The 13,983-nt window shown below is 45.1% G+C and carries 9 protein-coding genes, 1 tRNA gene and 1 pseudogene; 8 read left to right on the top strand and 3 right to left on the bottom strand.

What is annotated here, in order from left to right:
• The 6 genes from infB to uvrC all read left to right on the top strand — a co-directional run.
• A partial coding sequence (infB, locus tag IGQ44_05620) for a translation initiation factor IF-2 (GenBank protein ID HIK37451.1) occupies positions 1–2,549 on the top strand: 2,549 nt, incomplete at its 5' end.
• Positions 2,550–2,561: 12 nt separating this feature from the next.
• A complete protein-coding gene (lipB, locus tag IGQ44_05615; GenBank protein ID HIK37450.1) occupies positions 2,562–3,221 on the top strand; it encodes a lipoyl(octanoyl) transferase LipB in 660 nt (219 codons plus the stop codon).
• Between the two features lie 48 nt (positions 3,222–3,269).
• Positions 3,270–3,341 (top strand) — tRNA-Thr (locus IGQ44_05610).
• Positions 3,342–4,732: 1,391 nt separating this feature from the next.
• Complete coding sequence (locus IGQ44_05605; protein ID HIK37449.1) at positions 4,733–6,238, top strand: hypothetical protein; 1,506 nt, start codon at positions 4,733–4,735, stop codon at positions 6,236–6,238.
• 3 nt (positions 6,239–6,241) lie between these two features.
• Positions 6,242–6,805 carry a hypothetical protein gene (locus IGQ44_05600; GenBank protein HIK37448.1) on the top strand — a complete coding sequence of 188 codons (564 nt, stop codon included), beginning with the start codon at positions 6,242–6,244 and terminating at the stop codon, positions 6,803–6,805.
• Between the two features lie 188 nt (positions 6,806–6,993).
• Entirely contained in the window at positions 6,994–8,814 is a 1,821-nt protein-coding gene (gene uvrC, locus IGQ44_05595; protein HIK37447.1) for an excinuclease ABC subunit UvrC, read from the top strand.
• A 110-nt stretch (positions 8,815–8,924) separates the two neighbouring features.
• On the opposite strand, the gene IGQ44_05590 is transcribed toward uvrC, so the two are convergent.
• From IGQ44_05590 to IGQ44_05580, 3 genes are all read right to left on the bottom strand, one after another.
• On the bottom strand, positions 8,925–10,358 hold the full coding sequence (locus IGQ44_05590) for a TldD/PmbA family protein (GenBank protein HIK37446.1): 1,434 nt from the start codon (positions 10,356–10,358) through the stop codon (positions 8,925–8,927).
• A gap of 7 nt (positions 10,359–10,365) precedes the next feature.
• On the bottom strand, positions 10,366–11,283 hold the full coding sequence (locus IGQ44_05585) for an NAD(+) kinase (GenBank protein HIK37445.1): 918 nt from the start codon (positions 11,281–11,283) through the stop codon (positions 10,366–10,368).
• A gap of 106 nt (positions 11,284–11,389) precedes the next feature.
• Positions 11,390–12,541: a DUF4336 domain-containing protein gene (locus tag IGQ44_05580; GenBank protein HIK37444.1), complete on the bottom strand. Its 1,152-nt coding sequence runs from the start codon at positions 12,539–12,541 to the stop codon at positions 11,390–11,392.
• 179 nt (positions 12,542–12,720) lie between these two features.
• Here IGQ44_05580 and IGQ44_05575 point away from each other — a divergent pair, with 179 nt between their 5' ends.
• Together IGQ44_05575 and IGQ44_05570 are read left to right on the top strand one after the other, a co-directional pair.
• A complete protein-coding gene (locus tag IGQ44_05575) occupies positions 12,721–12,897 on the top strand; it encodes a 30S ribosomal protein S21 (protein ID HIK37443.1) in 177 nt (58 codons plus the stop codon).
• A 376-nt stretch (positions 12,898–13,273) separates the two neighbouring features.
• Positions 13,274–13,942, top strand: a pseudogene (locus IGQ44_05570) (cytochrome b6).
• The last annotated feature ends 41 nt before the right edge of the window (positions 13,943–13,983 follow it).

Below are 13,983 nucleotides of genomic sequence, written 5' to 3'. Positions count from 1 at the left end.
CCCCCCCCGCAACCCCCCAAAAACCAGTCCTGAAATCACCCCCAGCCCTCAAAAAACCCAACTATCCCCCCGCAGTGGAAGAAAAGAAAACTACTGCCGCCCCAGAAGAAACCGAAGAGGCCAAAAAACAAAAGTCTAAACCGGGTAATCTAAGGAGAGATAAAGGGGCCCCCACACCCCCCCGTCGAGGCAAACCCGGCGAAAAACCTCCCCTCAAGGAGGAAAAAACTACTACACAAGTGGTAGCCCCAGCCACCACTAAAGGCACAGAGGAGAAAGAAGGGGAACAAAAGCCTAAACTAGCACCAAAACCCACCCTCAAAAAACCACCACAAAGGCCAGTAACTCCTCCCGTCGAAGGGGAAGTCCCAGAAACAAAGGCTAAAGGGGAAGAAGAAGAATTAGAAGCGGCAGAAGAGCTACTATTGGAGAAACCCAAAGTCCGCAAGCCTAAACAAAAGAAAGGCCCAGAAAGAACAAGAGATGAGGACGAAGAAGAATTAATAGTCCGCAAAGAAGCGAAAAAAGGCAAAAAACGTCGTGCACTCTTCCTGGACGAGGAGGAGGAGGAAGAACTAGAAGAACTGTTTGAAGAGGAGGAGGAGGAAAGTCCCGTCCTCAGTCTGGCCCTGGCACGTCCACCTAAACCGCCCAAGGAGGCCGAAAAAGACAAGGCAAAGGCCACCACTGCCAAGAAGCCCACTGGGGCCAAAAAGGAAAAACCAGAGGCCAAGGTAGAGAAGAAGGCTAAAGAGGAAGAAGAAAAACCACCAGAATTCATCGTCCTTAACCGCCCCCCCACTTGTGCCGAATTGGCGGAAATGCTAAAAGTACCCCCCACGGAAATCATTACCAAACTCTTCTACAAGGGCATAGCAGTAACCATTACCCAAACCCTTGATTTGGAAACCGCCAAGATGGTGGCCTCAGAGTTAGGAGTTGAAGTAATAACCGAAGAAGAGGAAAAACCCACCGCCACCAAGACAGAAATGCTAACCGAGGCGGATTTGGATAATCTCCAGAAACGTCCCCCTGTTGTCACCATCATGGGACACGTAGACCATGGCAAGACCACCCTCTTGGACGCTATCCGTAAGACAAAAGTAGCTCAGACAGAGGCGGGGGGTATTACACAACATATAGGCGCGTACTATGTGGACGTAGAACATGAAGGAAAGATAGAACAAATAGTGTTCCTAGATACCCCAGGGCACGAGGCCTTCACCGCCATGAGGGCAAGAGGGGCAAAAGTGACAGATATTGCCGTACTGGTAGTGGCCGCAGATGACGGGGTTAGGCCGCAAACAAAAGAGGCTATAAGTCACGCCAAAGCCGCCGGAGTACCCATTGTGGTGGCCATCAACAAGATAGATAAGCCTGGAGCTAACCCAGAAAGGGTAAAACAAGAATTGGCAGAATTGGGACTAGTGCCCGAAGAATGGGGTGGCGATACGGTAATGGTGCCCGTGAGCGCCCTGACAGGGGAAAACCTAGATACTCTTCTGGAAATGCTTCTCTTAGTGGCAGAGGTGGAAGAACTATATGCCAACCCTGAACGCCCTGCCAAAGGAACAGTACTGGAAGCTCACTTGGATCGCACCCGTGGCAATGTGGCTACCCTACTGGTACAAAACGGTACTCTCAGGGTGGGAGACATAGTAGTGGCTGGCGCTACCTGGGGCAAAATCAGGGCTATGATGAACGATCGCGGCCAGAAAGTGGAAGCCGCAGGTCCTTCCTTCCCCGTAGAGGTGTTGGGTTTCAACGAGTTGCCTGAAGCCGGTGACGAGTTTGAGGTATATCTTAATGAAAAAGAGGCAAGAACCGTTGCAGAAAAACGAGCCGAGGAGAAGAGAGACTACCGTCTACAGCTCCAAGCCTCCCGTCGGGTAAGTTTGAGCACCCTCTCGGCCAAGGCTCAAAAAGGAGAACTAAAAGAACTCAATCTCATCCTCAAAGCCGACGTGCAGGGCTCAGTAGAGGCTATTTTACAAGAGTTGAAGACTCTGCCCCAAGAAGAGGTACAAATACGAGTACTTCTCTCAGCAGCCGGCGAAATTACCGAAACCGACGTGGATTTGGCAGCCGCCAGTGGCGCCGTCATAATTGGCTTCAACACCACCCTGGCCCCCGGCGCTAGAGAGGCCGCTGAACGTTATCATGTAGACATAAGGCAATACAACATAATTTATAGGCTAAAAGATGATATTCAAGCGGCAATGGAGGGGCTGCTAGAGCCCGAGGAGGTAGAGCAGTTCCTCGGAAAAGCCGAAGTAAGAGCCGTATTCCCGGTAAGCAAGGGGGCGGTGGCCGGTTGTTATGTGCTTGAAGGAAAGGTGGTACGCAACCGTAACCTGAGAGTAATACGCAACGGCCAAGAAATATACAAAGGCACCCTAGACTCCCTGCGTCGTTTCAAAGATGACGTGAAGGAGGTGGCGGCCGGTTTTGAATGCGGTATTAGTGTAGACAAATTCCATCAGTGGCAAGTGGGAGACATCATTGAAGTCTACGAAATGGTGTTCAAACGTCGCACCCTCTCCCAATAAACCCCCCAAACCATGAGGGAAGGAAAAAGGAAAATACAAGTAGAGGATTTACAATTAATCCCCTATGAAGAAGCCTGGCAATACCAAAAACAACTAGTCCAGGCTAAACTCCAAAACCCGCAATACCCCGATACCCTCCTTCTCGCCGAACACCCCCCCGTCTACACCCTGGGGAGAGGTGCCAGTCTGGAGAACCTCCTTTTCCCCCCACACTCCCTCCCAGGGAAAGTCTACCGCGTGGAAAGAGGCGGCGAGGTGACCTACCACTGTCCAGGACAACTAGTATGCTACCCTATCCTGGATTTACGTATGTACAAGCAAGACCTACATTGGTACCTCCGACAACTAGAAGAGGTGGTGATCCAACTGTTGGCCAAATATGGCATCAGCGGCAGAAGAATCCCAGGTTTAACAGGCGTCTGGGTAGGGGATGAGAAAATAGCCGCTATTGGCATTAAAGTCAAACGCTGGATAACAATGCACGGTTTCGCCGTCAACATCAACTGTGACTTGTCCGGCTTTGACTTTATTATCCCCTGTGGCATCAAAGACAAAAAAGTCACCCGTCTTAGCAATTACTGCCCCACTGCTTCCATCTCCCAGGCAAAACAACAACTTATTCCTATTTTCCTGTCTCTCTTCAATCCCCAATACCCACTTGTCTTTTCTTAATTTTTTTGCTATAATGTCATAGGTGTTTGCCACAAGGAACCACATCCCGCCTTTGTAGCTCAGTGGTAGAGCACACCCTTGGTAAGGGTGAGGTCACGGGTTCAATCCCCGTCAAAGGCTTTTTGGAACACTCTGAAATACAAGCCCTCCGGAGCACAACCTTGACAAAAACTGTTCAATTTCCGCCAGACGTTTCCCATCACTCCTGGGAATAACATAAGAAGATATGTTCTGTTAAAGGGGTGTAAACTTTTTCTTTTCTTAAAAGCAATTCAAGAATGTGTCCCTTCGGGTTGGGGTACAAACATATAGAGGCAGATGATATGCCGGAGGTTATTTTTCTAAAAACCAGAAAGGGTAAAATAAAATGTAGAACATAGGAATATTGCTTCTGGCCGTTACCCATAGGCCCCAGTTTTAATAGTTTTTTATATTATTGTTGGTAGATAAATCCCCTCAATGGTATAGGATAGACATAAAATAAAATACGGGAATCTGACGAAGCATTGCGGCTTGTAGATTACTATGGTTCTTTAATTATTTGCGATCATGGTGAGTTTAAATTGGCGAAAATTGCTGTTATTTATGATTAATTTATCCTATTTATAACGCCTTTTCGATTTTTATATTGCCATATTTAATAGTTTTGCTATTTATACAAAAATATGTATTTTCCCTGTTATAACTGTTCTGATATCACTATATTCTATAATTCCTTGTCCTGGTATACCAAGTCTTCTCATCCTACCCAGGCACTACAGGGTAATACTTTCACTTTCTTCCCCGGCACCTGGTTGATTGTCCACTTTTACAATTTTTTACCACAGCCCCCAATCCTTTTTATGATTAATTTGTCCCCCCTTATTTTCATTTAGTACGATATTTAATCCCCTAGCTCCCATTCTATCAAATGCTTTTCTGCCACTAAACCTTATCAATAATTTAACACTTTCTAGGGGAAAATTAACCTTAAATAATTATTATTATTTTCCTGATACCTGTCTTTCATTTTACCTAATAGCTTGGATTTTTCGGATTAAAATAAATCTAAAATTCGCCAATGTACGCCCTGTAAAAATCCCTAAATCGCTTTCTTTTTCGGACTAGGTTGGCCGTTTTGTTTACTTTATTAACAAATGTGAATCCTGTTCTGTATTGGGATAAAATCCCTTCTGAACTTCTTTGTTTGACTCTTTTCTCCCTACCCCCTACATCCTAACCCCTAAATGTTAATCGGCCAAAATTATTAGAGCAACGATTCGCAGGGGTGCCACAAGTTGGGGGGCGCAGTGTTTTTTCCACCTAGTTATCTCTTGCGTTTCCCTGTTAAGGGAAAATAGCAATCGCCCTTTCTAAATCTCCGGTATCTGTATAAATTTTGTCAATTAAAAATTATACAAAATAAAGGTTAACAGTGGAATTATATAGCGCCCACTGTCAGTCGTCAGAAAACTATCCGTGTGAGATGCGCCTTCACCTTTGTAGTCGAGAGGGAAACATGATATGTTATAATGAGCCCATTAGTGACTAGCGAGGCATCCATGATACGGGCAATGTTTTCGCGGCTGGGGGGGGTTTTACTGGTTGCCGGCATAGTTGGTGGAGTTGTGGGGGTTGGTGTTCAGAATAACAGTGTTGCCCTGGGAGGCTTGACGGCCGGAATGGCTGGGGGATACTACTCCTTACGGCGTCGTGCTCAAACTCTTTCCCAGCGGGTGTCGGAAGTCTCTCAGTCAATATCGGAATTAAAAGAATTAAACAGACAACTACCACCCCTTATATCCCCTATAGAAGAAAATCTCAAAGACAACATTAGCTCTTCTCTAACCCCCATGAGAGATAACATCCAGGAATTGAAAGATACCCACCGGCAACTCCAAAACAGTCTCAACCATCAGCTACAATCCGGTTTTGCCAAAATTGAAGGGATACAAGAGGGCATCAACACCATTATAAGGCAGGAGGTTCAGTTTTTACAAAGAATCGGAGGCTTGGAAGAATTTATTAGTACAATTATAAAAAAGGATGTTGAAATTATTTCCCGCAGAATTGAGGAGTTTAACGCCAATATTCAGCCCTCACTGAATAAGTTGTTATCTCACCTGAATTCCCCAGAAAATTCCATCCCTAATCTCCAACAAAACTTGTCTGAAAGTATTGGACAATTAACAGAAACCATCTCTAATATACAACACTTGTTAAACCAATTATACCACAGGTTCAGTCTCCTGGAAGAATGTCTACCCAATCAACTGCAACAGGAATTAGAAGGGATTATCCAAAATTACCTCCCTCCCCGGATACAAAATCAGCTCCAAGAAGTCATATCCAATCAATTTTTGCCACCCATTGAAGCTTTTCAAAACTCTCTCCCCACTCAATTACAACAGCAATTACGGGAAATTGTCCACAGTAATATCCAGGATTCCACACAAGAGTTATTGTCCTGTATTGAGGCATTCCAGAATTCTTTCTTCACTCAATTAAAACAAGAATTAGAGGGAATTATAAGGGCCCTTAAACAGGAAATTCAATTGCTGCAATGTCCTGCTAAACTAACCCATGATTCTGCTGTTGATAGTATAATAAACCTGTGCAGAAGATTTCCGGCTATTGCCGAGGGGTTTACTAGTAATTATAATTTCTCCCTTCAAGAGGAGAGGGATGTCCAAAAATTATTTCATATTCTCCTAATATTATTTTTCAATGATGTAAGAAGGGAAGTGGATATATCCAATCATGCCGGGAGAAATAGTCGTGTTGACTTTGCTATCCCTTCTCATGGAATTCTTGTGGAAATTAAATACCCCAGGGGGAATACTACAAGGGCAGGAATAGTTCGTCAACTGGCCGAAGATTTTGAAAGCTATCGAGAATACCCCAATCTAAAAACCCTGGTTTGTTTTATCTATAATGCCACTGGAACAATTACCTCCCTCGATGCATCCACCCTAGAAAATGACCTTCGTGGCAACCGTGGCGGCTTTAATGTTTATACAATAGTGTCCCCCAAATAGACTATGAGAGTCAATACCGGCATCGCCTCTATTTTTGGCTTTCTCCTAGTAACTATCACTAACCCTGTCAATGCCACCATCCCCCCCTCCCCCGTACACCAAGACTCCCCAGTGCCCTGGTCAAAAGTAGTGGAAGACCCCTTCGATGGTAAAATCGTCTATGACAAAGACTTTGGCGAAGGCTACGCTATAGTCAGCAGTTGGTCAAAACAGGGTATCCGTCTTAGCTACTTCTGGACAGAAAGACAGTTAGAATACTATCGTCAAGTCCAACGCACCCGTAGGGTCAAACGGGATAACCAATGGAAAGAAGAAGTCTATTGGGATATAGAACCAGTGTACAAGTATATCCAAAACAGAAAAAGTCCTGAGAAAATTCTCTTTGCCATCGGCGGCAAGATATATGAGTACCAGGGGGGCGCAGTTAGTGAGGAGTTGGCACGGGCTTTGGTTAGTCTCCCCGATGAGAAGCTGCGGGTGCGACTGGTTTGGGCCGATGGTGACACCACTGATTTTTACATTGGCAGTGCCACTGTTCGTGCCTGGAAGTCTATCTATTCTCCCTGACTATTGGCTCTAACAACCCTCCGGGGGCATTTTAAATTGTAACATTTTGTTGATATTCCCCCATTGTCCCCCCAGGGGGCATTTTTTTTCGCTACTTTTCACGATAGGATAGAATAAAATTGGCCTTTTTTGTCACCAGAATTTTGTTTTACTTGAAGTTATAAACATATTGAAGTATTAAGCAGTGAATGTTGGCTGATTTGTTGGTGAATTTGCCCGAGGAGTCTGGGGTTTATTTGATGAAAGATGAGGCTGGGAATGTTATCTACATTGGTAAGGCTAAGAATCTGAGGAAAAGAGTCAATTCCTATTTCAATGAGTCGGCAAAACACCCCCCTAGAATCTCCTTGATGGTTTCCCTGGTAAGAGACATTGAGTATATAGTGACTGACAACGAAACTGAGGCTTTAGTTTTAGAGGCTAATCTTATAAAAAAGCATCAACCTCGTTTTAATGTCTTGCTAAAAGACGACAAAAGATATCCTTATGTTTGCATCTCTTTCTCTGAAAAATATCCCCGTATTTTTATCACCAGGAAACGGGGTAAAATTTCTAAATTAGACCGTTATTATGGCCCTTATGTTGATGTTAATGGTCTGAAGAAAACCCTAGAAATCATCAAAAATATTTTTCCCCTTAGACAGCGAAAACAGCCTCTGTACAAAAATCGCCCTTGTCTCAACTACGACCTAGGTAAATGTCCGGGAGTTTGTCAAAATCTAATCACTCCGGAAGAATACCTGGAAACCGTCAAGAAGGTGTCTCTAATTTTCCAAGGGCGTGTGGACGAATTGCTCGAAAAACTGCAGCAGGAAATGAAAATTGCGGCTGAAAAATTGGAGTTTGAAAAGGCAGCCAGATACCGGGATCAAATAAAGACTGTACAGCATCTGTTCGACTCTAGTCAAACTCAAAAAGTTGCCCTTCCTGATGATAATATCTCTCGTGATGCAGTGGCCATCGCTCAAGACGAAAATCGGAGTTGTATTCAGCTATTCCAGATTAGAAGTGGCAATTTGATTGGTAGACTTATTTTTTTTACCGACAATGGTTGTAATGACGACAAGGGGGAGATTTTACAAAGGGTACTGGAACAATATTATCACCAAATTGAACCCGCAGAAATTCCCTCGGAGATACTCATCCAGTTCCCCCTAAAAGATAAGGAAATATTCAGCAAATGGTTGAGAGAGAAGAAGGGTAAAAAGGTCACAATTACTATACCAAAAAGACACCAAAAGGCGGATTTGATTACCTTGGTTGCTAAGAATGCACAGAGGGAATTGGAAAAAAGCCAGAAGTTACACCAAAATCCTATTTCTGCCTTGGAAGACTTGGCAAAAATACTGGGATTACCTACCCCCCCCAGACGGATTGAAGGCTATGATATATCCCATATCCAAGGCACAAATGTTGTTGCCTCGAGGGTGGTTTTTATTGATGGGTTGCCCGCTAAACAATACTATCGTCATTACAATATCCAAAGTCCCGATATAAAGCCTGGCCACTCTGATGATTTCCTCGCCATAAGGGAAGTGATAAAAAGACGCTTTTCTAAGGAGGAAAACCTCCCTGACTTGGTCATGATAGACGGAGGAAAAGGTCAACTTTCATCTGCTTGTCTGGTATTAGAAGAAATGGGTTTGTTGCCCAAGATAAAAGTCATTAGTCTGGCGAAGAAGAGGGAAGAAATATTTGTCCCCGGTAACCCTCTTCCCCTGCAAACCAACAAGGAACAAATTGGAGTAAAATTGTTAAGGCAAATCCGGGATGAAACCCACCGTTTTGCTATAACTTTTCATCGTCACAAGCGACTAAAGGCCAGTTATAAATCAGTTTTGGATGAAATACCCGGGCTGGGTGAAGTGAGAAAAAAAATGTTGCTATCCCATTTTAACTCTATAGAGAATATCCGCCAAGCAAGTGTCAAACAGTTACAAGAGGTGTCTGGAATAGGTCCTCAATTAGCCACCGCCATTTATAACTATTTTAGACAGGAAAAATGCTAATACATGACCACTAAAAAATCCTAAAAAGAAAGAAAATAGATTTCACTGGACAACTACAGTTAGACTGACAGACAGTTGGAGGGTAATATTAAACGTTTTAAAAGAAGTGGTCAACTGCTAAACACCTCAATGTCTTTGAAGGCACAAACCGGAGAAGCATGTCCCACCCTAATGGCCTGGTTGGGTTCACCTTTGCCGCAAAAAGGACTACCATAAATCTCACGAGTAGAATCGTCTCCCACTGCTATAAGATTGTGCCAGAATTGTAGGGTGGTGCCACGATAATTGGGGTTGCGCAAAGTCTTAGTTATCTTGCCGTTTTCTATAAGCTTGGCATACTCACAACCAAATTGGAATTTGTGACGGTAATCATCAATAGACCATGATCTGTTTGATTTCATGTACACCCCAAATTCTATTGAACTAATAATGTCGTTAAAGCTACTATTACCCGACTCTAAGTTTAAATTAGCCATACGGTCTATGGGGGGACGATTCCACGAACAGGCCCGAAAATTTGCTACTCCCGGAATTTTTGCTCTAATTTGACTCTCAATACCCCCCAACCCCCGCAAAAGAATCCCATCTTTGATCAAATACTGTTTCTCCGCCCTAATGCCAGCATCATCGAAGGCATAACTGGCAATCTCTCCCCTCACTGTAGGGTCAAAAGTAACATTCATTAAAGGGGAACCATAAACCAGTGTACCAAAATCCGATAACTTCACAAAACTTCCTCCGGCATAATTCCGTTCATCACCCAAGATACGGTCAATTTCTAGGGGATGCCCTACACTTTCATGAATTTGTAACATCATCTGATCAGGGGCAAGTACAAGAGTGGTGGTGACATTAGGACAGTCTTCGGCGAAAAGCAATTCTACAGCCTCCTCACCAATTTGTCGCACTCGGGAAAGAAGGGTGGAGGCATTAAAAACCTCCTTGCCAGCCTGATAGCATCTGGCTAGATAACCGTTATCACTTCTCTTTTGGACTATATTACCATCCTGGGCAGTGGCGGCATAGTCAGTGGCGACAAGGGAAAAGATTTGTTGAATGTCTGCCCCATTGCTACTGACAAAATGATAACGCACCTCGCTGATTTCCGCCGTAGCAGTAGTCACAACCACCTTATCGGAAACCTTGAGATGGTGACAGATTTGGATTAGCAAGTCATTTAACTCGCCGGGGGAAATGGTAAGGGCAGATTCCACTACAGGAGACTGATACTTGCCGATAACGGGTGGACGAATAATATGGGGATTAAAGGAGAATATTGCCCACTGACCAGCTATTCTAGCCTGTTTTTCGGCTATTTCCACAGCTGCTTGTATCCCCTCATGAGTTAACTGATTGGTGGCACAATAGCCAATATGACCATTCACACTTGCCTCCACCATTACCCCCTCACTTAGACGACGATGATTAACCTGGGGCTTGGCATCCCTGAAAACACGGACATGACTGGTTTCCGAAACATATCTCAAACCCACCCAATCGGCGGAGGTTTTCAGGTTTTCTAAAATCCTTTTCAATTCCAACATAAATACACTACGGCAATTCTACGGCAGTAGGTTTAGCTATATGAGGCAATCCCCAGCCGAGTTTCTCCCGGAGAATACGGAAGAACTCAGGGGGTTGTAGGCGGATGAACTGAGTCTCGTAGGGGGCACGTACTATTTTCACCCGGTCATCTGGTAGGATATGACAGCCGGCATTGCCATCCACCACCATGACCATTTGATTAGGGGTGGCCGGATATATGGTAACTGGCTCTAAATTAGAGAAGACAAGGGCTCGGGAAGCCAGGGAATGGGGGCAAATGGGGGCCAGTTGAAATACAGGAACATCCGGTGTTACAACCGGACCGCCAGCACTAAGAGAATAGGCAGTAGAGCCAGTAGGGGTTGATAAAATAATACCATCCGCCGCTATGTCTACCGGGGCGTGTCTGCCTATGGCAATCTCAAAATGACACATACTCGTCAAGGGCTCCCTATGTATTACCATCTCGTTCAAAGATAGAGCTTCCCAAATAACACCGCCATCCCGGATAACTTGAACCTTCATCATGGATCGTCTTTCAATCTCATAATCCTCTGCCAGGAGTGCCTCTATGGCTTTGGGAAGCTGATTGAGGTAGATTTCCGTGAGGAAGCCCAAATGACCGGTGTTCACGGTTAGAATGGGGATATTGTGGGGGGCTACTACCCTCGAGGCGGATAAGACAGTACCATCACCTCCCAGCACGATGGCAAATTTCATGTTTTCGTCAAAGGCTTCTGGGGCGATCTCTTCTATGGGAGTGTAGCATACAGGACGACCTGGACGGGAGTATCCCAGAATACCAGCGAATCCTGTGGTCAAGTGCACCTCATACCCCCGGGCAGACAGCTGTTGTTTTAGTTGCTGGGCGGTTTCACAGGCTATGGGTTTAAGATCATTGTATATTACGCCGATTTTGGGCATCAATGACTCTACTCTCTTGCTAGTGAGGTGATGGACAGGTAAGGGTGTACGGAGACAGTTGACACCCTATTGTATCAGAGTTTGAACAGGATTATGGCAGTGACAGTTACGGTAACACAATTGCCCTCAATTGCCGAATAAAGGCAGAGTCGCGCCGAAGGATTTGTTCATTGCCGCTGGGGTAACAACAGGAGTCTTCTAGGAAGGAAAAAGCCTTGCGGAATTGATGACCATTGGCTGGAATAGGGGCGGCAAAATGGGCAGGGATAATTTGCTTAAAGTCCCAATTAGAAATTTCAGACACCCATCCCTTGACGGCAACAGGGTCTTGTGGTAGTATGAGATAGCGAACAATGGGGGGTACTAGGGGTGTTTCCAAGTTGGCAATGGCCTCAAAGGACTGTTGCCATTGTGGTAACCAGTGGAAGGGGTAGAGGCCAAAATAGTTCTTCCGACTGCGATTGGGAGCTTTTAGGGCATTTTTGAAGACTTGTGGCCAAGGAAGGGTTTCCACCATGGTGGGGCGGAAATAAAGGGCAAATAGACATATCCTTTGCCAGCCCTTGATTCTGTTTTCGGGGGTGTCCACAGGTGGCTGGAAAGCGTTTTCTCTGCCATGGAAGAGAAGGGGGAAAGGATCCACCTGTAGGATGGCTGGGGGATGGTGGGGAATTTTAACCACTGTGTCGGTGAGTAAAAGGGTTTGAGAGGGTTTATGTAATAGGGCTAACTCTACAAAAAAACCCTTGGGCAGGGGAATCTGAACAATAGCATATTGAACTTCCTCAGCAAGGGGAAACTGACGCCAGTCTGCCGGCAAGAAGTGGGTGCGATTGCCTGGAAAACCTAACCAGGATAAGGGTAAGTTTAGGGGGAAACTCCACTGTTTGGGCACACACCATACCTGTGCCTCAGAAAAGTGACGGGCAAAAGGACCCACAAATACCTTGTGTTCTAAACCGGAGCTGGTAGAATGAATTATATACTTCACCTTGCCATGAGCCGATTCTAATTCCTTCAGCAGGCTGATACATTCCTGGGTAGGTGCGACGGGGCAATATACAAGTAACCCCCCTTTTTCCAGTCTAATCACCGTCATGCGGATGGGCACTATGGCATAAAGAAGGCCATGGGGTTGCTCAAAAGTCCAAATCTGGTTTTTAACAATCTCCTGTCTTATAGTAGGACGTTGTTGGTAGGGATAAATGGGCAATAAAAACCACCAACCCCACTTTTGTTCCTTGTTTCTCCTATTCACACCAGCCAATCTCAACTGTTAAGTTTCCCATATAATATTATTTCCTACACTCCCTATTCATTTCCATGGGTTTTCCGTCCCCTCCCCTGCCAAGTCCTTCAGATTGCGAATATTGTGATAGAATATACTAGTTGGGATACAATCAGAATAAAAGAGTAATCAAAGAGGGAGGATATTGCATGACCCAAGTGATAGTGGGACAAAACGAAAGTATAGAGTCAGCATTACGTCGCTTCAAAAGACAAGTATCCAAAGCAGGTATCTTTGCAGACATCAAACGTTTACGCCACTACGAGACACCTATCGAAAAGAGAAAACGGAAAGCCCTTGCTCGTCGTAAAAAACGTTTTCGCTAAATCCTAGGCCAATCCCCTCAGTTTTGACACTGACTTTTAGTGTTTTTAATTATACCCCTTCCCCCCAAATCCAACTCCCCCGGAGGGTGTGGGCTTGGCTGTTGACTGTCTAGGGTGATTAACTCAGGTGGTTGTCTTTACATGACGGGGTGACTGACTTTTTGGCGGGTTTATTGGCGAGGGAAAAGTTGAGCCAACAAGAGTAGCCGAAAACCTTGAAGATATGTTAAATTTTATTTAGCAGTTTGGGGGAGGAGGATAAGAAACGCTCCCTCAACGGCAAATTGCGGCAACCTCGACTAGGAGGAGAGACTATCTTGGCTCTCTTCCCTTAAAGATTCTTAACGAGATTTAACAATTTACGGGCGTAGGATTAATGTTTACAAAGCAGGTAACAGACTCACCCATATACAAGTGGTTTAACGAAAGGGTAGATTTGGACGCCATATCCGACGACATCGCCAGCAAGTATGTGCCCCCCCATGTGAACATTTTTTACTGTCTGGGGGGTATCACTCTAACTTGCTTCCTCATCCAATTTGCCACGGGTTTTGCCCTGACATTCTATTACAAACCAACGGTGGCGGAGGCCTTTAGCTCTATCCAGTATATTATGACAGAGGTGAAGTTTGGGTGGCTGATTCGCTCCATCCATCGTTGGTCTGCTAGCATGATGGTGTTGATGCTCATCCTCCACGTATTCCGAGTATATTTGACTGGCGGTTTCAAAAAACCCCGCGAGTTGACTTGGATTGTGGGGGTAATTATGGCCGTTATTACTGTATCCTTTGGTGTAACAGGGTACTCCCTGCCATAGGATCAGGTAGGCTACTGGGCGGTTAAAATCGTATCAGGGGTGCCCGCCGCTATACCGGTGGTAGGTGACCAGTTGGTGGAGTTGTTGAGAGGTGGGGCTAGTGTAGGACAGGCTACCCTCACTCGTTTCTATACCATCCACACCTTTGTACTGCCCTGGTTGATGGCCGTTTTCATGTTGTTGCACTTCATTCTTATCCGGAAACAGGGGATCTCTGGTCCCTTATAATGAGAATACTCCTAATACAAGCCTGGCTTAAAAAACAAGGA

Origin of the sequence: Geminocystis sp. M7585_C2015_104, from assembly GCA_015295805.1 — a bacterium.
Classification (GTDB): domain Bacteria; phylum Cyanobacteriota; class Cyanobacteriia; order Cyanobacteriales; family Cyanobacteriaceae; genus DVEF01.
Note: the sequence above shows the minus strand (reverse complement) of the source record. Positions and strands in the feature narration are given on the sequence as shown.